General features: G+C 44.5%; 19 protein-coding genes and 1 other annotated feature. Of the genes, 6 read left to right on the top strand and 13 right to left on the bottom strand.

Translation table 11 applies throughout. The annotated features are described in order from the left end of the window. Positions 1-6: 6 nt before the first annotated feature. The 4 genes from NST62_RS08430 to zapA form a co-directional block, all read right to left on the bottom strand. Positions 7-2,373: an endonuclease MutS2 gene (locus tag NST62_RS08430; protein ID WP_141602416.1), complete on the bottom strand. Its 2,367-nt coding sequence runs from the start codon at positions 2,371-2,373 to the stop codon at positions 7-9. Positions 2,374-2,402: 29 nt separating this feature from the next. Continuing rightward, a complete protein-coding gene (polX, locus tag NST62_RS08435; protein ID WP_181733241.1) occupies positions 2,403-4,112 on the bottom strand; it encodes a DNA polymerase/3'-5' exonuclease PolX in 1,710 nt (569 codons plus the stop codon). Between the two features lie 84 nt (positions 4,113-4,196). Next, positions 4,197-4,742: a CvpA family protein gene (locus NST62_RS08440; RefSeq protein ID WP_141602414.1), complete on the bottom strand. Its 546-nt coding sequence runs from the start codon at positions 4,740-4,742 to the stop codon at positions 4,197-4,199. Between the two features lie 5 nt (positions 4,743-4,747). Next, entirely contained in the window at positions 4,748-5,008 is a 261-nt protein-coding gene (zapA, locus tag NST62_RS08445) for a cell division protein ZapA (protein ID WP_141602413.1), read from the bottom strand. A 195-nt stretch (positions 5,009-5,203) separates the two neighbouring features. Between zapA and rnhC the strand changes: the two genes are divergently transcribed. Continuing rightward, positions 5,204-6,142, top strand: coding sequence for a ribonuclease HIII (gene rnhC / locus NST62_RS08450; RefSeq protein WP_141602412.1), 939 nt, complete (start codon positions 5,204-5,206; stop codon positions 6,140-6,142). 193 nt (positions 6,143-6,335) lie between these two features. On the opposite strand, the gene safA is transcribed toward rnhC, so the two are convergent. Beyond that, positions 6,336-6,944 (bottom strand): SafA/ExsA family spore coat assembly protein, encoded by a 609-nt coding sequence (gene safA, locus NST62_RS08455; protein WP_328219953.1) that lies wholly within the window; start codon positions 6,942-6,944, stop codon positions 6,336-6,338. A gap of 247 nt (positions 6,945-7,191) precedes the next feature. After that, positions 7,192-7,404 (bottom strand): hypothetical protein, encoded by a 213-nt coding sequence (locus NST62_RS08460; protein WP_141602410.1) that lies wholly within the window; start codon positions 7,402-7,404, stop codon positions 7,192-7,194. A gap of 284 nt (positions 7,405-7,688) precedes the next feature. Between NST62_RS08460 and NST62_RS08465 the strand changes: the two genes are divergently transcribed. Next, positions 7,689-7,868 carry a hypothetical protein gene (locus tag NST62_RS08465; protein WP_141602409.1) on the top strand — a complete coding sequence of 60 codons (180 nt, stop codon included), beginning with the start codon at positions 7,689-7,691 and terminating at the stop codon, positions 7,866-7,868. Between the two features lie 99 nt (positions 7,869-7,967). Here NST62_RS08465 and NST62_RS08470 read toward each other — a convergent pair whose 3' ends face one another. After that, positions 7,968-8,507: a hydrolase gene (locus tag NST62_RS08470; RefSeq protein ID WP_141602476.1), complete on the bottom strand. Its 540-nt coding sequence runs from the start codon at positions 8,505-8,507 to the stop codon at positions 7,968-7,970. Positions 8,508-8,653: 146 nt separating this feature from the next. On the opposite strand from NST62_RS08470, the gene NST62_RS08475 reads away from it, so the two are divergent. Continuing rightward, a complete protein-coding gene (locus tag NST62_RS08475) occupies positions 8,654-9,115 on the top strand; it encodes a hypothetical protein (RefSeq protein WP_141602408.1) in 462 nt (153 codons plus the stop codon). 9 nt (positions 9,116-9,124) lie between these two features. Here NST62_RS08475 and NST62_RS08480 read toward each other — a convergent pair whose 3' ends face one another. From NST62_RS08480 to NST62_RS08505, 6 genes are all read right to left on the bottom strand, one after another. Beyond that, the gene (locus NST62_RS08480; protein ID WP_328219952.1) at positions 9,125-10,429 is read right to left on the bottom strand and encodes a glucose-6-phosphate isomerase; all 1,305 of its coding nucleotides are present in this window, start codon (positions 10,427-10,429) and stop codon (positions 9,125-9,127) included. A 116-nt stretch (positions 10,430-10,545) separates the two neighbouring features. After that, complete coding sequence (gene galU / locus NST62_RS08485; protein ID WP_141602407.1) at positions 10,546-11,433, bottom strand: UTP--glucose-1-phosphate uridylyltransferase GalU; 888 nt, start codon at positions 11,431-11,433, stop codon at positions 10,546-10,548. 148 nt (positions 11,434-11,581) lie between these two features. After that, on the bottom strand, positions 11,582-13,987 hold the full coding sequence (pheT, locus tag NST62_RS08490; RefSeq protein ID WP_342462811.1) for a phenylalanine--tRNA ligase subunit beta: 2,406 nt from the start codon (positions 13,985-13,987) through the stop codon (positions 11,582-11,584). Positions 13,988-13,999: 12 nt separating this feature from the next. Continuing rightward, on the bottom strand, positions 14,000-15,037 hold the full coding sequence (gene pheS / locus NST62_RS08495; RefSeq protein WP_342463285.1) for a phenylalanine--tRNA ligase subunit alpha: 1,038 nt from the start codon (positions 15,035-15,037) through the stop codon (positions 14,000-14,002). A gap of 146 nt (positions 15,038-15,183) precedes the next feature. Next, positions 15,184-15,415 (bottom strand) — a binding site (T-box leader). Between the two features lie 166 nt (positions 15,416-15,581). Further along, positions 15,582-16,343 (bottom strand): RNA methyltransferase, encoded by a 762-nt coding sequence (locus NST62_RS08500; protein WP_141602404.1) that lies wholly within the window; start codon positions 16,341-16,343, stop codon positions 15,582-15,584. 16 nt (positions 16,344-16,359) lie between these two features. Next, a complete protein-coding gene (locus NST62_RS08505) occupies positions 16,360-17,478 on the bottom strand; it encodes an IscS subfamily cysteine desulfurase (RefSeq protein WP_141602403.1) in 1,119 nt (372 codons plus the stop codon). Positions 17,479-17,614: 136 nt separating this feature from the next. On the opposite strand from NST62_RS08505, the gene nadB reads away from it, so the two are divergent. From nadB to nadA, 3 genes are read left to right on the top strand one after another with little or no spacing between them, the layout of a single operon-like run. Further along, positions 17,615-19,207 (top strand): L-aspartate oxidase, encoded by a 1,593-nt coding sequence (gene nadB, locus NST62_RS08510; protein WP_342462812.1) that lies wholly within the window; start codon positions 17,615-17,617, stop codon positions 19,205-19,207. After that, complete coding sequence (gene nadC / locus NST62_RS08515; protein WP_141602401.1) at positions 19,161-20,009, top strand: carboxylating nicotinate-nucleotide diphosphorylase; 849 nt, start codon at positions 19,161-19,163, stop codon at positions 20,007-20,009. Before nadB ends, nadC begins: the two co-directional genes overlap by 47 nt. Beyond that, complete coding sequence (gene nadA / locus NST62_RS08520) at positions 20,006-21,109, top strand: quinolinate synthase NadA (protein WP_342462813.1); 1,104 nt, start codon at positions 20,006-20,008, stop codon at positions 21,107-21,109. Before nadC ends, nadA begins: the two co-directional genes overlap by 4 nt. The last annotated feature ends 59 nt before the right edge of the window (positions 21,110-21,168 follow it).

Here is a 21,168-nt window from a genome sequence, read left to right on the forward strand (position 1 = left end):
CCCCTTTTATTTTAGTTCCACAATCGTTACTCCCAGGCCACCTTCACCAGCTTCGCCCAACCGGAATGAACGCACCCGTTTATGTTTTCTCAAATATTCATGAATTCCTTGGCGCAAAGCGCCTGTCCCTTTTCCATGTATAATCGTGACGCGGCTGTAATTGGCAAGAAGGGCGTCATCAAGATACTTTTCGGTTTTTAAAATGGCATCTTCCAGCCGCTCGCCCCGCAAATCCAATTCCCACTTGACATGAGGATTGCGGTTTTTCACCGTTGTCAGCTTCACGGCCTGTTTTTCTTTTTCCGGTGCGACATACTCCAAATCCGATTCATCGATTTTCATTTTCAGCATGCCAATTTGCACAACCCACTCATGCTCTGATGCTTTTTCGATGAGCGTTCCTTTTTGTCCGAAGCTTAACACTTTCACTTCATCCCCCGGCTGGAGGTTTTGCGCCCGCTCACGGATTTTGGCCTGTTTTTTCAGGATTGGATTTTCTTCCGGAAGAATGTCTTCCAACCGCTTTTTCGCTTCAATCAGCTCATGTTCCTTGATCACCCGGTTTGCATTCTGTTGCATTTCCCGCAATTCTTTGATGATCTGTTCCGCCTCTTTCTTGGCGTTTTCGATAATGTGCCGCGCTTTCTCTTTTGCCTTGTTCTCAAGACTTTCTTTTTTTATATTCCATTCATTCAGCTTCTCTTCCAGCTCGTCATGCAATTTCTGGGCTTCCAGCAATATTTCATGTGCTTCTTCCGCATCCTGTTCCGCTTTTCTTCTGCTTTCTTCAAGGGAAGCAATCATTGATTCCACTTCCCGGCGGTCAGTTCCCGTGAAAGATTTCGCCCGGTTAATAATGGAATCCTTCAAACCAAGCCTTTTTGATATTTCAAATGCATTGGAACGGCCGGGAACGCCAATCAACAGGCGGTAAGTGGGGCTCAACGTCTCAATATCGAATTCCACACTGGCATTGATGACCCCTTTCCGGTTATAGGCATAAGCTTTCAGCTCAGGATAGTGGGTCGTCGCCATAACGCGGGCTCCGCGCCCCACCACTTCATCCAGAATGGAAATGGCAAGCGCCGCTCCTTCTTGTGGATCCGTACCTGCGCCAAGCTCGTCAAATAAAATTAAGGAATGCTCATCAAATTGGTTTAATATGCCTACAATGTTCACCATATGGGAAGAGAAGGTGGACAATGATTGCTCGATGGATTGTTCATCCCCGATATCAGCGAATACTTGACGGAAAACGGAGAGTTCAGAGCCATCCGATGCCGGTATGGGCAACCCCGCTTGCGCCATCAATGTACATAATCCAACCGTCTTTAAAGTAACGGTCTTCCCTCCTGTATTCGGACCTGTGATGACAATGGCCGTAATTTCCCTGCCAAATTCAATCGTATTCGGCACCGCTTTTTCGATGGGAATCAACGGGTGTCTTGCCTGGATCAAGCGCAAGTAACCTTCATTATTGACAGCTGGCTTCGTGCATTTATTTTTGGCACCGTACTTCGCCTTGGCCAAAATGGCATCGATATCCCCTAATATGTTCACAAGAACTAGCAAGTCGCTTGCCGCTTCCCGCACTTTTGCCGAAAGGGCGGACAAAATCTTTTCAATTTCCGCCTTTTCCCGTACCTTTAAGCGTTGAATTTCATTGTTGATTTGAACAACCGATTCCGGTTCTATAAATAATGTCTGGCCCGAAGAAGACTGATCATGCACAATTCCGCCGTAGTAGCTTCGATATTCTTGTTTTACCGGTATTACATAGCGGTCGTTCCGGATCGTGATGATGGTATCCGAAAGCATTTTGGCCGCGCCGGGTCCCCGCACCAGGCTGTCCAATTTTTGGCGGACCCTTGCCTCCGCTGAACGCAATTGCTGTCTGATGTTTCTTAATTCCACGCTGGCAGAATCAAGCACAGCCCCATTTTCGTCGATGCATTCATCAATTTCATGCTGCAAAGCGGTCAAGACCGGCAATTGATTTTTCCGTTCAATAAAATGCGGTATTTGAATTTCTTCTTTTTCTTCTATCTCCTCAATAAAATTCCTCAAAATTCGGCTTGCCCTGATGGTGCTTGAAATCTCCATCAATTCCATCGCGCTGAGCATGCCTCCGATTTGGGCCCTTTTCACATGGGGACGGATGTCGAAAATCCCTCCCATTGGCACATGCCCTTTGACGCGTAATATGGCGAGCCCTTCATCCATCTCTTTCAACAGTTCTCCCACTTTCTCGAAATCCGTTTCCGGCACAAGCTTTTCAATTTGTTGCTTTCCAAGGGAAGAGGTGCAAAATTCGGCCACCTGGGCACGTACTTTATCAAACTCAAGGGTTTTTAATGCTCGTTCAGCAATCACTCTGAACACTCCTGTCTGTATGCGTATGATTATTTATTTTTCCGGATGAATTCCTTAAATTGTTCCACGCTCCATGTATTGACAACCAGCTCTTTTTTCAGCCACGCTTTTTGGGCATACATTGTTCCGATTGCCATATAATCAAGCTGTTCAATGGCGTGGGCATCGGTATTGATCGCAATCGGCACTCCAAGTTCCATTGCCAGTTTTAAATGTTCCACACATAAATCAAGCCGGTAGGGGCTCGCATTTAACTCCAAAATTTTTCCGTACTCTTTGGCCCAATAAATCAATTGTTCCACATCCGGATGATAGCCTTCCCGCTGGCTGATGATGCGCCCCGTTGGATGCGCGATCATGTGAACATGAGGGTTTGTAATAGCATTGAATAAACGTTCCATGATTTTTTCCTGCGGCTGCGAAAAGCTTGTGTGGATCGAAGCAATGACAAAATCCAATTCTTTCAATACATCGTCGTCATAATCAAGGGAGCCATCCGGCAAAATGTCCATTTCCGTTCCTGCAAACAGTGTGAATCCTGGATGGGATTCATTAAAAGCTTCGATTTCTGCCCGCTGCTTTTTAAGCCTTTCGGGTGTCAATCCATTGGCCACTTTCAAAGATTGCGAATGGTCTGTGATGGCTCCGAATTGATATCCTCTCCCGATTAAAGCTTCCCCCATTTCCTGCACGGAATGGGCGCCGTCGGAAAAAGTCGTATGCATATGTAAATCCGCTTTGATATCTTCGATTGCAACCAGCCGGTCCAGTTCATCCAACCGGTCCAGTTCCTGCCCCGTTTCCCGTACTGCCGGCGGAATATAAGGAAGGCCGAAATGGGCAAAAAAATCTTCTTCCGATTGGAAAGTCATCACTTGCCCATCCGCTTGCTCCACTCCATATTCGCTGATCTTCTTGCCCTGTTCCTTCGCCAACTGCCGCATACGGACATTGTGCTCCTTGGAACCGGTAAAGTGATGGAGGGCCGTAATATATTCATTATTCGACACCAGGCGGAAATCGACGCTGACAAGCTCGTCCAAATCAAGCACAACCGAAACTTTCGTCTCCCCGCTGCCGGCAATTTCTTTGACGGCCAGTCGGTTTAACAACTGTTCCTTTACGATTTCAGGATGCTTCGTCGCAATCACGAAATCCAGATCTTTGCTCGTTTCGTTGACCCTGCGAAAGCTCCCTGCAACAGAAAAGCGTTCAATCTCCTGAATGGATGAAAGAAGGGTTTCGATTTCTTGCACAACCGATTCAAGATACCAGATGGGGAGCCGTTCTTTTTTCTCCCCGAAACGTTCCAGCTCTTTTAAAATTTTTTCTTCCGTTTTCGGCCCAAATCCCGGAAGCGATCGGATTTTCTTTGATTCACACGCTTCCCTTAAAGATTCAGCGCTATCCACACCCAGTTCATGATACAGCTTTGCCAGCTTTTTTCCGCCAAGCCCCGGTATTTTCAAAAGGGGAATCAATCCTTTCGGCACTTGTTGTTCCAATTCCTTTAATTGCTGTGATTCGCCTGTCCGGATTAATTCTTCGATGACCGCCCCCGTACCCTTTCCGATCCCTTTGATTTTCGTATAATCGTCAATCTCATCAAGGCTCCGCTCATCCAGTTCCAATGCATTCGCCGCTTTTCGGAAGGCCGATACTTTGAACGGGTTTTCCCCTTTCAGTTCCAAATACAACGCGATCTTTTCCAATGTACGAACAACGGTTTTTTTATTCAACAGTTTCCCACCTTTATTGCTTTATTAAACTGCAAAAAAGTATCTCCATCGCAGCCCGGAAGATACTTTTGAACCCTTATTTGCTTATTGATTTTCCAGATAAATGTACCACAGCTTTTGGAACAATTGGGTCACAACCGGCGTATGCTCGAGCATCAGATTGGCCACAATGGAGCTTCCCATATATTCCTGAACGGTATCAATCGGCAAAAGTGCCATCACATATAGCAGAATGAAAAGAATGAAATAAAATTCCACAAAGCACAGCAATCCACCCAACAAGCGGTTAAAAGACTTCAAAACAGGCAAAAATGTTAAAAAATCAAATGCCGAAGCCACAATTTGCATCGCAAGCTTTACTACAAAGAAAATGACCGCAAAAGCGATAATGCGGTAAAAAGTCCGGTCCACATCCAATGCATCAAGCATCAGCGTAAGAGAAGAATCCGGTTCCAGCCCCGGATAAGGAATCCATAACATAAACTTTTCCGCGAGAGGTTTATAATAAATAAAAGCCACAATCAATGCCACAAAAAAACCGACAAGGTTAATGGCCTGCAAGATAAAACCGCGTTTTATTCCGATCAACAAGCTAATGGCAAAAATAACAATCAAAATAATATCCAACATGCAGTTCAACCCTTCAATTTTTTCAATTCTTCTTCCAATCTCTCTACTTCTTCTTTCAGCTTTAATAATTCATGGACCGTATTCACCGCTGTCAGGACTGCTAATTGCGTCGTATCAAGGGATTGGTTATGAGCTTTGATTTCCCGCATTTTATCATCCACTATGGAAGCGACCAGCCGCAAGTGGCCGATGGATTCGGGACCTACCAGTTTATAGGTGGACCCATAAATTTTGACTTCTATTTTATTTTTTTCCTGTTCAGCCAAGATGACACCCCCTAAAAAGCTGACATTCGAGAAACTGGTCTTGCAATCGTATGTAAATAAAAAAGTTTCCAGAATCAATAAATAAATCATAACATCTTTGTTGCTTATCATACAACCGGGACTTGGATGAGTTTATCATGTTGACGTTTTTTTGATAAAATCAAATTAAATTCCCAAAAAAGAAAGGATCTATCTATGACAAATATCGTATTGCATTTGTCCCCCGAACAATGCCGTGAGGTGGAAGCTGCATATATAGAAAATAAAGTGGAACGGAATGCGCCGGGTGTTGTATTTTCCGCGAAACTTCCGGATGTAACCGTCACCATTTACCGCACCGGAAAAGTCATGTTTCAAGGGGCAGGGGCAGAGCGGGAAGCGCGCCGCTTTGGCGGGACAAGACAGAGACCGGGTACGCAAACATCGATGGTTTTAAAAGGCGACACATTGCCTGAAAACTTTTCAACATTGTCCGTCATCGGTTCGGATGAAACCGGAACCGGCGATTATTTCGGCCCCATTACTGTCGCCGCCGTCTTTGTGCCAAAAGATCAAATCGGGCGCATAACAGAAATGGGGGTAAAAGATTCAAAACAACTGAGCGATCAGGCGGTCCGGGAAATCGCACCGGATATTATCGCCTCATGCGCCCATAGCCTGCTAATCTTGCGCAACGAAAAATATAATGCCCTGCACAGCCAAGGCTACAATCAAGGGAAAATGAAAGCACTTTTACACAATCAGGCGATCAAACATGTGCTTGAAAAAATTTCTCCTGCCGAACCGGATTACATCTTAATCGATCAATTTGTGGAACGTGAAACATACTATGGCTATCTTCAGAACGAAAAAGATGTGATTCGGGAAAATGTCCTTTTTTCGACGAAAGCGGAACAGCTCCACGTTGCTGTTGCGGCTGCTTCCATCATTGCCCGCTATGCCTTTTTGCGCGAAATGGACCGCCTGTCTTCGATGGTTGGGCTTCCCCTTCAAAAGGGAGCCGGCCTGCTCGTGGACGAGATGGCAGCCAAAATTTTAACCCGTCACGGGGAAGAAACCCTCCGCTCCATATCCAAATGGCATTTTTCGAATACGGAAAAAGCGAAAAAAATATGCAGAAACATGCAAGCATAACTATAAAAAATGGCCGATCGGGACGTCGACCATTTTTCATATTCCTTAATTTTATGAACAACAAAAAATTTCTACCATGAAAAATTATATTAGAATCTTATTTTTGGCGCAAAAGATGAATAAAGAAAAAGTCTGTCCGGAAAGTGAATTTTTCATTTTCCGGACAGACTTTTATTTTAATAGTGTCAATTGTTTATTTTTGAATGAACATTTGCGTCCAATAGTGGCCGTCTTTCACATAACCGACTCCGATGTGCGTGAAGTTTTTGTTCAAGATATTGGCGCGGTGGCCGGAGCTGTTCATCCATGCATTCACTACTTGTTGCGGCGTGGATTGGCCCATGGCAATGTTTTCCCCGGCCGAACGATATTTGATTCCATAGCTTTTCATCATATCAAACGGTGAGCCGTAAGTCGGGCTTGTATGGCTGAAATATTTCTTGTCATGCATATCCTGTGATTTATGTTTTGCAACCCTCGCCAATTCCCAATCATATTGCAGCGCCGGCAATCCGGCTTTGGCGCGCTCGACATTGACAAGTCTGATGACTTCCTGCTCATAAGCATGTCCTTCTTTTTCCGGTATATTAATTTTTTGACCCGGGTATATTAAATTCGGGTTTTGCAATTGCGGATTCGCATTGATTAATTCCTGCACACCCGTTTGGGTCTTCACCGCAATTTTCCAAAGCGTATCGCCTTTTACAACGGTATATGTTTCAGCAGCAAAAACGGTTGCTGGCAATAATAATCCTATTGATAACACAAGTGCGCCTGCACCTTTTTTCAATTTCTTGAACATTCAATCACCCTTCCATTGTTTTGTGCAAATTCATCATACCGGGTTTTGATGATGAATTCATCACAAAATTTCTGGAAGGATTTTTTCAGTTTTGTTACTTTGTAATATTAAATCTTATAAACCTTTATTGTTACTAGTTTCACATAAATGAGCCCCGTAAAATTTTTGAAAACTTTTTGTAATAGGAATAAATTACTAGGATATTTCATCTACTTCCTATTCTTTTTTTTTCAACAATCCTTTATTGCTAGGAATTTAAATGATACTCCATAAACGCATCTACCCAAAAAGAATCTTCTTTTTTCTTTTGATCCATGATAAAAGAATAATCTTCAAAATCTATTTCATCAAAAACATCATTTCTTTTCGTTAAATTTTTCAAATAGTAGTAAGTCGTAATATGCGCAGATGTCGGTAAATTTTCGATCAACTCTATTAATTGCCCTTTGTTGATTGACAATGTTCCTTCCTCCCAAATCCTACATAATATCCTTTTCATTCATAGAATATATTGTTGGATTCTATCAGTTATTCATAATAAATGACAATTTTTATCATTAAAAATAATTATGGTTTATGATTAGCCAAATTAATCGGCCATCCGCTTCTCTCCTTATCCGAATCGGAACATGCACGGCGCTTTAAATCGCCGCTATATAAAACCTTCCCCTTCATCATCTCCAATTTTTTCTATGTATAACCTACCGCAATTTCTCCATATTAAGCACGAAAGGAGCGACCGGCATGGATCATCGGATGGATTTGGAAAACCATAAAACCTTATTCAATATCGTAAAAGGAAAAGATCGGGCGGGTGTCAGAAATATGGAAGAGTTTGGAATGGAGGAAGAATTTCATATTCCTAAAAAGAAAGAAAATCCGTCCATTCGCGAAAGACATGATCAATTTTTTGAAAAAGAATAACAACTGAAAAACCGTATCTGCAACCGTTTCGCAGCTTCTGAGAAAAAAACAAAAAAATTATCATCCTGAGTGGATGATAATTTTTTTTCAAATCCTTTTTTATTTGACAATTTTGCTGATAGCTTTAAATTCGTCTCCACGGGCGATTTGCTGCATTTCAAACAGCGCCATTTCGACGCTTGTCAATTTTGCGCCGCATTGCTTCATCTTTTCCAATCCGATTTCCCTGTTCAAGGCTGTCCGGGAAGAAACACAATCCGCCAACACTTCCACTTCATAACCATTTTGAAGCAAGTGGACAGCCGTCTGGTAGACGCAAATATGGGTTTCGATCCCGGCAATTAATACTTTTTTTCTTCCTGTTGCTTCGAGTGCCTTCACAAACTCGGGCGTATCATAAGCGCTGAATGTAATCTTTTCGATCGGCCGCTCCTCTGTCAAATGACGCGAAATTTCTTCCACTGTCGGACCCAATCCTTTTGGATATTGTTCAAGCCATAGGATTGGAAGCCCCAACACTTTTGCCCCCTGCACCATTTTGGCAATATTGCCGATTACAAATTCACTCTTGTCCACTATGCGCGCAAGCTTTCCTTGAATATCAATCAAAACAAGCACTGCATCATCTTTCGTCAACATCATCGCATCCCCTTTCATGATTTTCATTATTATTCATTCTACAAAATGTCCAAAATTCCTTGGTTTTGCACTTTTTTCATAAAATTCATGAATTATTTTCTGGATGCGATATAATATTAGGGAGTAAAAATACTAACGAGAAATGGATGATGCATGTGATCCGCTTAAGTTGGCTGATTAGTTTGGCCATTTCCTTTTTCGGCTTTTTAATCGTCAATCAGCTGTTCAACGTACAGCCAAAGGGGGCAACAGGGAATCTGGGATTCATCGGCGTTATTTTCCTATTCCCGTTCTTATGTTTAAGCTTATTAACGACTTTTCGTTACTTTGCGACCGCTATCGGGACGGTAACAAGCGTTGGAAAAATCATGGGCATTTTTGGAGGAATCGTCCTAATCGGCATCCTTTTATATCTTTTTATTGATATGAAAAATTCCATCAAAGGCCCGATTTTTGCACTCAATCAAGAAACAAGCCGGCTTTACTTCGATCTCTACACTTTTGGACTAATCCATGCCATCAGCGGTGTGCTTGGCGCTTTATATGGCATTGCCAGACCAATATCATTGGAACAGGCTAAGGAAAATAATCAAAATGATGTTGAATAAGTCCCTATGTTATTTCGGATTTTTTAACAACTCAAGCATTTTTCGTTTATACGCTTCCACTCCCGGCTGGTCGAAAGGGTTGACCTCGATTAATTTGGCGCTCATGGCGCAGGCTTTCATGAAAAAATACATCAGGTAACCCAAATGATATTCATCCAGTTTTTTCATTTCCAGCTGGATGACCGGCACCCCGCCTTCCGCATGGGCCAATGCCGTCCCTTGTTTGGATGTCGCGTTGATTTCATTGAAGGAGCGGCCGGCTAAGTAATTTAAACCATCTTCGTTGCGCTGATCAAACGGCACAATATAGTCCCCTTCTGTTTCTTGGAAATGGAGAAGGGTTTCGAACAGGATCGGGCTTCCTTCCTGAATGAATTGGCCAATGGCATGCAAATCCGTGGAAAAGGTTAGACACGTCGGGAATATGCCTCTCCCCTCTTTCCCTTCGCTTTCTCCAAACAGCTGCTTCCACCACTCGTGGAATTGTTTTAAAGCAGGTTCAAAGGAAGCGAGGACTTCCACACTATAGCCTTCGTTGTATAGTTTATTTCTGATGACCGCATATTGATAAGCATGATTGAGGGTCAAATCGCTTTCTTTTAATTCCAGAGCGGCGTTCCTTGCGCCTTCCATAAAGGATCGGATATTGATTCCTGCCACGGCAATCGGCAATAACCCTACCGGCGTAAAAACCGAATATCTGCCTCCTATATCGGGCGGTACGGCAAAATGTCTATAGCCGTTTTTTTCCGCAATCCTCTTTAAAGGACTTTTTTCCGGATCGGTTGTGACAATGATGCGTTGTGCCGCATCATCCCCGTACCGGTTTTCCATGTATTGCCTCAATACACGGAAGGCCAAAGCCGTTTCCATCGTGGAACCGGATTTTGAAACGACATTGATGTATATCTCTTTGTCATCCAAATAGTGGAGCAATTGCTGTAAATAGGCGCCGCTCATATGATGGCCTACATATTTGACTTCGGTTCCATTTTCCCGGGCACCAAAGTAAGGAGTTAAAGCCTCTTGAACTGCACGGGCTCCTAAAAAAGAACCTCCGATCCCGATCACCACAAACACATCTGCGTTTCCGGAAATCTCTTCCTTGAGCGATTCGATTTCACGGAATAATTGTTCATGATCCATCAATGGATAATCAATCCATCCGGTCATGTCATCGGAGTTTTCTAATTCGAAATGAATTCTCTCGACTCTTTCTTTATAGGTATTCAGAACCTCGTTGCTTATGCCGCAATTTAATAATGTGGTTTGAACTGGATGAGTTCTCAATGGAATTGCCTCATTTCTCATCATTTTTCACTTCATCCTCTATTGGAAGCCTGATGGTCTTTTCAAATCTGAAATTCTTCAAAACTTAAACGGCTTAACCGGATTCCTATTTCCATTTTACGTAAAAAAATCATCTTTTATTAATTTTGACTTTGAACAGAAAGCTCTTCAGCCTTTTTAATGATGAACCTTTTTACTTCCTCGCCCAAATCCTTCCGCTGCAGCGCAAAATCGATGGTTGTTTCAATAAACCCTAACGGATTTCCGACATCGTAGCGTTTCCCTTCAAAGCGGTATGCAAACACCCTTTGAATGGTATTCAATTCTTCAATCGCATCCGTCAACTGAATTTCTCCGCCTTTTCCCATTTTCATTTGTTCCAGAAAACTGAAAATTTCCGGAGTTAAAATGTATCGTCCAATAATTGCCAAATTGGAGGGAGCTTCATTTTTTGATGGCTTTTCCATAAATTTTTTCACTTGCATTAAAGGGGAATCGGTTGAAACAGGATCAATGACGCCGTAGCGGTGTATTTCATCGTCAGGCACTTCCATTACTGCAATGACGCTGGAATATGTTTTCTCGTATTGATTGATTAATTGCTTTAAACAGGGCACTTCGCTTTGGACAATATCATCTCCGAGCAAAACAGCAAAAGGTTCGTCCCCGATAAATTTGCGGGCGCACCAGACGGCATGGCCAAGGCCCAGAGGCTGTTTTTGACGGATATAGTGGATATCGATGTCGGAGGAAAAACGCACCTTTTCCAATAAATCGTATTTCTTTTTTTCTATTAAATTTGCTTCCAGTTCAAAGGCATGGTCAAAATGGTCCTCAATCGCGCGCTTCCCTTTCCCGGTAACAATGATGATATCTTCAATGCCTGAAGCAATCGCTTCTTCCACAATATATTGAATCGTCGGTTTATCGACGATCGGCAGCATTTCTTTTGGCATCGCTTTGGTAGCCGGCAAAAATCGTGTACCCAGTCCTGCTGCGGGAATAATGGCCTTTCGGATTTTTTTCAAGCTCGGTCACTCCTTATTCCATTGGTTTCCATCAACAAAATTATACAATATTTCCCTCATGCGCTCCTAAAAAAACTTCTAATAAACAAAAAAGGCCGGAATCAAGTTCCAGCCTCAATAATCAATTGATTTCAATTTTTTTGATCCCTTATCGGATGGCAGCGCCGGCCGCTTTTAAAGCGTTCAATACTTTATCATGGGCATTCGCCACTTCTTCATCCGTCAATGTTCTTTCCGGATCAAAGTATGTCAATGTGAAGGCGACGGATTTTTTGCCGGCTTCGATATTTTCCCCCTCATAAACATCAAACACTTTCACCGCTTTTAACAACTTCGTTCCGGAATTGCGTATGATGGCTTCAAGTTCTCCTGCCGGAACAGTGCGGTCGACTTCAACGGCCACATCCCGTGTCACAAGCGGGAAGCGCGGAACCGGATCATATTCAACGCCTTTAGCTTCGGCGCGCAAAAGAGCGTGCAGATTTAGTTCCACTACATATGTTTCTTTCAAATCCCATTCTTTACGTTCGGATGGATGAAGGCCCCCAATGATGCCTACACGTTCTCCGTCAAGTAAAATATTGGCTGTTTGTCCAGGATGCAACCCTTCCATCGTTCCTTTTTCATAGGTGATCCGTTCAGTCAAACCGAGTTTTTCCAAAAGTCCTTCCACGATACCTTTGGCGGTGAAGAAATCGGCGTTTCGTTTATCTCCCAGCCAAGCATCGTCCACCCATTTGCCGGTGATGACAAAAGCCACATGTTCCTCTTCAAAAGGCAAGCCTTCCTCTGTTTTTCCGAGGAACACCGAACCGATTTCATATAAAGCTACAGAGTCCGCCTGGCGGGCCAAGTTATAGCTTGCCGCTTCCAATAAGTGAGGGATCAAGCTTTGACGCAAAGTGGAACGTTCTTCGCTCATCGGCATCAACAATTTTGTCGTTTCTTCTTTTTTCAACGCAAATTTTTGGGACCATTCTTCCGAAGTCAATGAATAAGTGATTGCTTGATATAATCCCGCTCCTTCCAAGAAATTGCGGACAATCCGGCGTTTTTGCTGATATGGAGTCAATCCTCCGATGTGCATTTTTCCTTCCGGCAAAGTGAGCGGAATTTCATCGTAGCCATAAAGTCTTGCGATTTCTTCGATGATATCTTCCTCAATTTTAATATCTTGCCGGCGGGTCGGCACATCGATGACCAACAAACCGCGTTTGGCTTCCACATCAAATTTTAGACGCTGCAAAATGGAGATCATATCATCCAACGGAATTTTCATTCCCAATTTTGCATTGATTTCATCCGGGGAAATGACAATCCGCGCAGGCGTTTTATCAAGTTCATCCACAAGCACAGTTCCTTCCAGCACTTCCCCTCCTGCCAATTCGCAAAGGAGCTGGGCTGCACGCTCCTGGGCTTCCAGCACCCGGTTTGGATCCACGCCCTTTTCAAAGCGTACGGAGGAATCGGAACGCAAACCTAAATCCTTTGAAGTGGTGCGTACCGAAAGCCCGTCAAAATAAGCGGCTTCAAGGACTACCGTTGTCGTGTCTTCCGTCACTTCGGAGTTGGCGCCTCCCATCACACCGGCAACCGCAACCGGTTCATTGCCGTTGGTGATGACAAGATGATGGCTTTTTAGCGTCCGTTCCTGGTCATCCAATGTTACAATTTTTTCTCCTTCTTTCGCCAAACGGACGACGATTTCGCCGGTGCCTAAAGAATCGTAGTCGAATGCATGAAGCGGTTGGCCATACTCCAATAATACAAAGTTTGTGATGTCGACAACGTTATTGTGCGGCCGGATTCCTGCCGCCATTAAATAATGCTGCAGCCATAACGGCGATTCTGCCACTTTGACATTTTTGATGACTTTTGCCGCGTATAATGGGTTTTCTTTCGTTGCATCCACACGCACCTTGATGTAGTCTTCCGCTTTTTCTTTAGAAGTTTCATATTTAATTTCCGGAAAATTCACATCCCGTGATAAAATGGCACCCACTTCATAAGCCACTCCGAGCATGGAAAGGGCATCGGAACGGTTTGGCGTCAAGTCGAGCTCCAACACGGTATCCCGCAGGCCGATCAGTTCCAAAGCATCGGAGCCGGGTACCGCGTCATCGGGCAAAACGTAAATCCCGTCAGCAAACGCTTTAGGCACAACACGCCCTTCAATGCCAAGCTCTTGCAAGGAACAGATCATTCCGTTGGATTCTTGGCCGCGCATTTTTGCTTTTTTAATTTTGATGCCCCCTGGAAGTTTGGCTCCAGGCAACGCAACGATGACTTTTTGGCCTGCTTCCACATTTGGCGCGCCGCAAATGATCTGCCGCACGTCCGTTCCGACATCCACTTTGCAGATGCTTAATTTATCCGCATCCGGATGTTTTTCTTTGGACAATACATGACCTACGACGATATTGGTCATCCCCTGGGAACGGTCGATGACGGAATCGACTTCAATTCCGGCACGAGTAATTTTTTCTGCCAACTCTTCAGGCGATATATCTTCAATATCCACATATTCTTGCAACCATTTCAATGAAACTAACATGCTGTGACCCCCTTACCCTTCTGCACGTCGAAATTGTGATAAGAATCGAATGTCATCGATATAGAAGTTCCGGATGTCTTCCACGCCGTACTTTAACATCGCGATGCGCTCTACGCCGATACCAAAGGCAAAGCCGGAGAATTTCTTCGGATCATAGCCGCCCATTTGAAGCACGTTTGGATGAACCATGCCGGCTCCCAGTATTTCAATCCAGCCGGTATGTTTACATACATTGCATCCATTTCCTCCGCAGCGGAAGCAGGATATATCCATTTCGACCGACGGTTCTGTAAATGGGAAGAAACTTGGACGCAGGCGGATTTCCCGATCCTCGCCAAACATTTTTTTCGCCAGTTTATCCAGCGTACCTTTCAAATCGCTCATGCGGATATTTTCGCCGACCACAAGCCCTTCAATTTGCATAAATTGATGGGAATGGGTCGCATCGTCTGTATCCCGGCGATACACTTTTCCCGGACAAATGATGCGGAACGGTTTTCCTTTTTTCGCAAGCATCGTCCTCGCCTGCACCGGTGAAGTATGGGTGCGAAGCAATGTTTCTTCCGTAATGTAGAAAGTGTCTTGCATATCGCGGGCAGGGTGCCCTTTCGGCAAGTTCAAGGCTTCGAAGTTGTAATAATCCGTCTCCACTTCAGGACCTTCTGCCACTTCATATCCCATGGAGATGAACAAATCTTCCAATTCCTCCACAACCCGTGTCAATGGATGTCTGTTTCCTGTCCGCACCTTACGTCCCGGAAGCGTAACGTCAACGGATTCCTTTTCCAGCTGTTCCTGAATTTGTTGTTGTTCCAGCACTTTTGCACGTTGTTCCAATTCTTGCGTTACTTTCTCACGCACCGTATTGGCAAGGGCCCCGATTTTTGGTCGCTCTTCAGGGGAAAGTTTACCCATCCCTTTCAACACTTCCGTAATGGACCCTTTTTTTCCTAAATACTTAACTCGTACATCATTCAATTCTTTTAAGTCCGTACAAGCAGCAATTTCCGCAATGGCTTCCTGCTCAATTTGTTTTAACTGCTGTTCCATCATGTAACCTCCTTAAATTGAAGTGTTGTAAATTGTCCGACATGCGGATTTGCACATTTTTCCCTGGATGAAATTCGTAAATTCTAGTTTTTCCTAAGATTGGCAGCGATATAAAGTTCCATATAATAAAAAATCCCCGTCCCGGACCAAGGGACGAGGAACGTTCGCGGTACCACCCTAGTTATTGCAATACTGCAATCACTTCATTGGCATAACGGCATTTCGCCGGCAATCCTTTACAGAGAATGCTCTCTGGTCCCGGATGCTGCTCGCGGGGTGAACTTCAATATTCGCTGCATGCATAAGCTTCCAGTCACGGCTTACGCTCCCTGTAATGCAGTCCTGAATATTTACTCTTCCCGCTACAAACGCATTTTTCCAATATAATCGCTCCATGAAAAATCATAGTTAATTCTACGATAAATTAACAACTGTTTCAAGTGGGTGCCTTTGTATATTGGTTCAATTCCTTTATTAAAAAACTTATGACCGTTATTAATAGGCGCTTTCCATGTCCTTTCCGGCAGAAAAAAACAGGAGATTTTCATTCCATGAACTTATACAATAAAATTCCTGCCGCGACTGCCACATTCAATGATTCTGCCTGTCCCAAAATCGGAATTATCACATTTTGGTCGGTTTTCTCCAAAAGCTCCTTTTGGACGCCGCTTCCTTCATTTCCCACAAGCAAAGCGAACCGTTCCGGCTTTTCCACTTCCCGATAATCGACTGCATTCTCAAGAGCCGTTCCATATACAGGGATTTCCCGCTGCTTTAATATGCCGATCCATTCGGATAAGTCGCCACGAATAACCGGAAGATGGAAATGGGAGCCCTGTGCTGAACGCAATGTTTTCGGATTATAGGCATCCGCGCACCCTTTTCCCAAAACGACAGCGTCAATGCCGGCTGCATCGGCCGTGCGAATCATTGTGCCGATATTCCCGGGATCTTGCACGCTGTCAATCAGGAGCAATTTCGTCCATTTTGCCTGATCTGCCCCGGTAAATACCGTTTGTTTACAATGGGCAAAGACTCCTTGGGAAGTTTCCGTTTCGGCAATTTCCTTCGCCACCTTTTCCGTCACTTCCACAAGGGCAACATCATCCAACGGCCATTGCCTTGGAAGAGCGGTGCCTTCCCGGATAATGAGATGTATGACCTGATCTTTATTTTTCAATGCCTCTTCCACTAAGTGAAAGCCTTCAACGATATACTCCCCCGTTTTATCCCGCTCTTTTCTTGAAGTCACAAGTTTTTTCCAATGCTTGACCTGCGCATTCTGTACCGATTCAATCCGTTTCATTGTGCAAAGACCGCCTTTATTTCATGGTTTTGATTTCCTGATCGATTTGAATTAATGCATTTCTTAATTGCTGAATTTCTTCCTCCGTTGTATGGATACCAAAGGAGATCCGGAAAAAGGTGCGGGCTTCCGAAAGACTGCGCCCCATCGCAAGGATCGCCTTTGTCCCTGATTTGCTGTTGATGTCGCAGGCACTTCCCGTTGAAATGCAAATCCCTTCTTCATTCAGGCGCAGCATGACGTACTGCCCTTCCGCCCCTTTAATGCACATGCCGCATATGCTTGGAAGCTGATGGGCTTCATCCGCTTCGATGAAGTAGCAATTTGTTCCTTGAACGGACGCTTTTAATTGATTTCTTAGCTTCCAAAATTTATTAATATCATATTGATAATGTTCTACACTCGTGGCAAAAGCGTAAACCGCCGGGGTATCGACAGTGCCGCCCCTTAATCCTTTTTCATGGGTCACCCCGGGAAACAGAGGCAAAATTCTTCTGCGCGGATTTAAATATACCGCACCACAGCCTTTTGGTCCACCGATTTTATGGGCGGATACCGTAATGGCGTCAACGTATTTTGAAAATTCGGTTACGTCCAGTTTGCAGAAGGACTGGACACAATCTACATGATATGGAATATTGTATTTCCGCGCAACTTTTGCAATCTCAAGCACCGGCTGGATGGAGCCGATTTCTGAATTGACGTGTTGAATTGAAATGAGCGATGTGTCGGGGCGGATTGATTTTTCCAACAGTTCAACATCCACAATTCCTTGTTCCGAAAGGGGAAGTTTTGTAATTTCATAGCCTTCCCTCTCAAGGGTGTTCATTGCGGCATGGACACTCGTGTGTTCCGCGCTGGAAGTGATGACATGCTTTCCGTCCCCTGCGCGGGCCAAAGACAAAATTGCCAAAATATTGCCTTCCGTACCGCTCCCCGTAAAAATAACACCGTCTCTGGATACCCCCAGTTTTTTGGCAATCACGTCCCTTGAACTTTCTAATAAAAATGACGCTTTTCCTCCTTCGTCATGCAGACTGGAAGTATTCCCGAACGCTTCTCTTGCGGCGGCGCAATACGCCTCGATGCTTACATCCATCATAGGTGTTGTGGCAGCATAGTCCAAATAAATCATGAATATACCCCGTTTCTGCTAAAAATATGAACAATTAGTATACATTACATTACAAAAATAATGTGTGTAAATGCTTGTGTTATCCCTTATTTTATGTCAATATAAGTGTCAAGACAACTGTAAAGAAGGTAACGTTATGGTGATCAAAACAGACATCGTCATTCTCGGGAGCGGCGCGGGCGCTCTGCAGACAGCAAGAATTCTTGCAGAAAAATATCAAGTGCATATCATCACAAAAAGCGATGTAACAAACGGAAGCTCCTATAAAGCGCAAGGCGGCATCGCGGCGGTGACCGGCAAAGAAGACGGCACAAGTTTACACATGCAAGACACGCTCCATGCAGGCGTTTTTCACCATGATGAGGAAAACGTAAAAAAACTGGTGGAAGAAGGAAGGAATACAATCCAACAATTAATCGGACAACATTTTCCGGTGGACCGCGCTCCCGATGGTTCGATTTCCCTCGGGCTTGAAGGAGCCCACAGCAAACCAAGGATCATCCATTCCGGAGGGGACGCGACCGGGCGTCATCTAGTAAACTATTTGCTGGATTCATTGCCTAAACGCGTAAAAATCCATGATCATGAATTGGCCTATCAACTTCTGATCAATGAAAATGGCGAATGCATCGGGGTGAAAACAAAATCCCGCGAAGGGAATGCAACCTATCTCGCTTCTTATGTCATCGTTGCGACCGGCGGCGCGGGAGCACTGTATGAATACACTTCCAACTGCCCCGATAGTTTCGGTGACGGTATCGCTCTTGCATATCTTGCGGGAGCAGAAATTACCGATATGGAATTTGTCCAATTCCATCCGAGCTTGATCTACGTGGACGGCAAGACCCATGGGCTTGTCTCCGAAGCGGTCCGGGGAGCCGGCGGTTTCTTTGCCGATGAAGAGGGAAACCGGATCATGAAAGGGGTCCATCCTCTGGAAGATTTGGCTCCGCGGCATATTACCGCCTACGAAATATATAAACATCGCGCCAAAGGACATGAAGTTTATATCGATATTTCCAAAATAAAAGACTTTGAAGATAAGTTTCCAACGATTACAAGCATTTGCAAAGAGCATGGAATCGATTTATCAAAAAAACGGATTCCGATCGCTCCCGGAAGCCATTTCCTCATGGGGGGCATCATCAGCGACGCATATGGACGGACAAGCATCCCAAGACTCTTTGCCGTCGGGGAAACCGCCTGTACAGGCGTACATGGCGCAAATCGCCTTGCCAGCAATTCACTGCTCGAGTGCGTGACGTTTGGAAAATTGATGGCCGAACACCTGCTTCAATACGGAAGCAGCCAAAAAAACTTTACAATCCGTGAAGCCGGCCATAAATCCTCAAAACTTCCACCGTTAATGCCGCCATGTCTTTTGCAAAAAGAAATGTTTGCAAAAGCCGGCATTGTCAGAGAGAAAGAAGGACTGGCCGAATTACTGAAAAAATTGCCAACGTACGAAGATGTTTCAAACCTTGATTTAGATGCATTAGACAGGGAAACAATCGAACAACTATTTATGCATATCACGGCATCATTAATTGTACATGGGGCACTCTTGCGCGAAGAATCCCGCGGCTCCCATATCCGTAAGGACTTTCCATCCACAGTGGATGAATGGCAACATAAATGGATTATTTTTAAACAAGGAAAACATGATGTGAGGGACGGACTTTATGAACAAAATCAAATTGCAAGAAATGCTGAAACAGTTCTTCAATGAAGACATCGGTGATGGCGACCTGTCCAGCGAAACGATTTTTTCGCCCAAAGAACAGGGCTCCTTTACTTTCTATGCAAAAGAAGACGGCATCTTTTGCGGTGCCGATATTATCGAAACCGGCTTTCGATTGCTCGATCCGGCGCTGGAAGTCACTTTGCTGAAAGATGACGGGGAAGAACTCCGCAAAGGGGACAAAATCGCCGTCATAGAAGGTTCATTGCGGAGCCTTTTGAGCGGTGAACGGGTCATTTTAAACTTGATTCAGCGGATGAGCGGCATCGCGACAAATGCAAGGCGAGCGGTGGAGTTGACGGAAGGGACAAGAGCAAAAATTTGCGATACCCGAAAAACGATGCCGGGCCTCCGAATGCTCGACAAATACGCGGTCAGAACGGGCGGGGCATACAATCACCGCAGCGGTTTATATGATTGCATCATGTTAAAGGACAATCATATCGCATTTGCCGGAAGCATTTCAAAAGCCGTCCAATTGGCCAAATACAAAATTGGCCATACGGTGAAAGTCGAAGTGGAAATCGAGACGAAGGAACAATTATTGGAGGCCATTGAAGCCGGTGCGGATATCATTATGTTTGATAATCGCACTCCGGAAGAAATCAAGGAATGGCTGCCGCTCGTCCCGGAACATATTGCGACGGAAGCTTCCGGGGGCATCACATTGGAAAATTTGCGCAGCTACGCTGAATCGGGCGTTGAATGGATTTCTCTCGGCTCGCTCACCCATTCGGTCAAAGCTTTGGACATTAGTGCATTAGTCAAAAGAAAGGACGTTGAAGTATGACATCAATTTGCAATCTCCCGACATTTGGAATGTTGCCAGAAAAATATCGGCACATGTCCAGGGAAGAAATGGAAAATCGTGTTCGCGAAATAAAGGAGCAGCTAGGCAGTGAATTGTTTATACCTGCCCATCATTATCAAAAAGATGAAGTCTTCCAATTTGCCGATGCAACCGGTGACTCATTGCAGCTTGCCCAGGCGGCCGCCCAAAACAGGGAAGCGAAACATATCGTCTTTTGCGGCGTGCACTTCATGGCCGAAACGGCTGACATGTTGACAGCCGATGACCAGATTGTGTACTTGCCCGATCTTCGGGCCGGCTGCTCCATGGCGGATATGGCAAACATTTATCAAACGGAAGAAGCATGGGAAAAACTGATTTCCATTTTTGGAGATACCATCATTCCTTTGACGTATGTCAACTCTACAGCCGCCATTAAGGCATTCACCGGACGAAATGGCGGCGCCTGTGTCACTTCTTCCAATGCCAAAAAAATGATGCAATGGGCATTCACACAAAAAGAGCGGATTTTCTTCATACCGGATCAACATTTAGGAAGAAATACCGCTTATGATTTGGGAATCCCATTGGAACAAATGGCATTGTGGAATCCGATCGCAGGCGAATTAAAATATGATGGAGATGCAGAGGACATTAAAATCATTTTATGGGACGGCTATTGCTCCGTCCACCAAGGATTTACGATCGAAAATGTCCGTGAAGTGCGGGAAAAATACCCTGAAATGAACATCATTGTACATCCCGAATGTTCATTTGAAGTGGTTCAGGCAAGCGACTATCACGGTTCCACAAAATATATTGTTGAAACGATCAAAAAGGCGCCGGCAGGTTCCAGCTGGGCAATCGGAACAGAAATGAACCTTGTAAAACGGATTATTGCCGAACATCCCGACAAGCATATTATCTGTCTCAACGACAATATGTGCCCTTGCTTGACGATGAACCGGATCGATTTGCCTCATCTTGTCTGGGCACTTGAAATCATTGTGAATGGCGAAGAAGGAAACGTGATTAAAGTGGATCCCGAAACTACAAAAGACGCTTTATTGGCACTGGACCGCATGCTTCAATTGGCTTAGCGAACGTCAGACAAAAGCTTTAAATCAAAAAAAGCGCATAATCTCCTTCGAGTGGAACA

Source organism: Ureibacillus sp. FSL K6-8385, from assembly GCF_038593155.1.
Taxonomy (GTDB): domain Bacteria; phylum Bacillota; class Bacilli; order Bacillales_A; family Planococcaceae; genus Ureibacillus; species Ureibacillus terrenus.

Excerpts from the sequence above, each read along its gene's own strand:
- nadB (WP_342462812.1), top strand. The coding sequence starts at position 17,615 with ATGGTGATCAAAACAGACATCGTCATTCTCGGGAGCGGCGCGGGCGCT.
- NST62_RS08465 (WP_141602409.1), top strand. The coding sequence starts at position 7,689 with ATGGATCATCGGATGGATTTGGAAAACCATAAAACCTTATTCAATATC.
- NST62_RS08500 (WP_141602404.1), bottom strand. The coding sequence starts at position 16,343 with ATGAAACGGATTGAATCGGTACAGAATGCGCAGGTCAAGCATTGGAAA.
- rnhC (WP_141602412.1), top strand. The coding sequence starts at position 5,204 with ATGACAAATATCGTATTGCATTTGTCCCCCGAACAATGCCGTGAGGTG.
- NST62_RS08475 (WP_141602408.1), top strand. The coding sequence starts at position 8,654 with ATGATGCATGTGATCCGCTTAAGTTGGCTGATTAGTTTGGCCATTTCC.
- nadC (WP_141602401.1), top strand. The coding sequence starts at position 19,161 with ATGAACAAAATCAAATTGCAAGAAATGCTGAAACAGTTCTTCAATGAA.
- NST62_RS08505 (WP_141602403.1), bottom strand. The coding sequence starts at position 17,478 with ATGATTTATTTGGACTATGCTGCCACAACACCTATGATGGATGTAAGC.
- pheT (WP_342462811.1), bottom strand. The coding sequence starts at position 13,987 with ATGTTAGTTTCATTGAAATGGTTGCAAGAATATGTGGATATTGAAGAT.
- nadA (WP_342462813.1), top strand. The coding sequence starts at position 20,006 with ATGACATCAATTTGCAATCTCCCGACATTTGGAATGTTGCCAGAAAAA.
- safA (WP_328219953.1), bottom strand. The coding sequence starts at position 6,944 with ATGTTCAAGAAATTGAAAAAAGGTGCAGGCGCACTTGTGTTATCAATA.
- NST62_RS08470 (WP_141602476.1), bottom strand. The coding sequence starts at position 8,507 with ATGTTGACGAAAGATGATGCAGTGCTTGTTTTGATTGATATTCAAGGA.
- pheS (WP_342463285.1), bottom strand. The coding sequence starts at position 15,037 with ATGGAACAGCAGTTAAAACAAATTGAGCAGGAAGCCATTGCGGAAATT.
- NST62_RS08480 (WP_328219952.1), bottom strand. The coding sequence starts at position 10,429 with ATGATGAGAAATGAGGCAATTCCATTGAGAACTCATCCAGTTCAAACC.
- NST62_RS08440 (WP_141602414.1), bottom strand. The coding sequence starts at position 4,742 with ATGTTGGATATTATTTTGATTGTTATTTTTGCCATTAGCTTGTTGATC.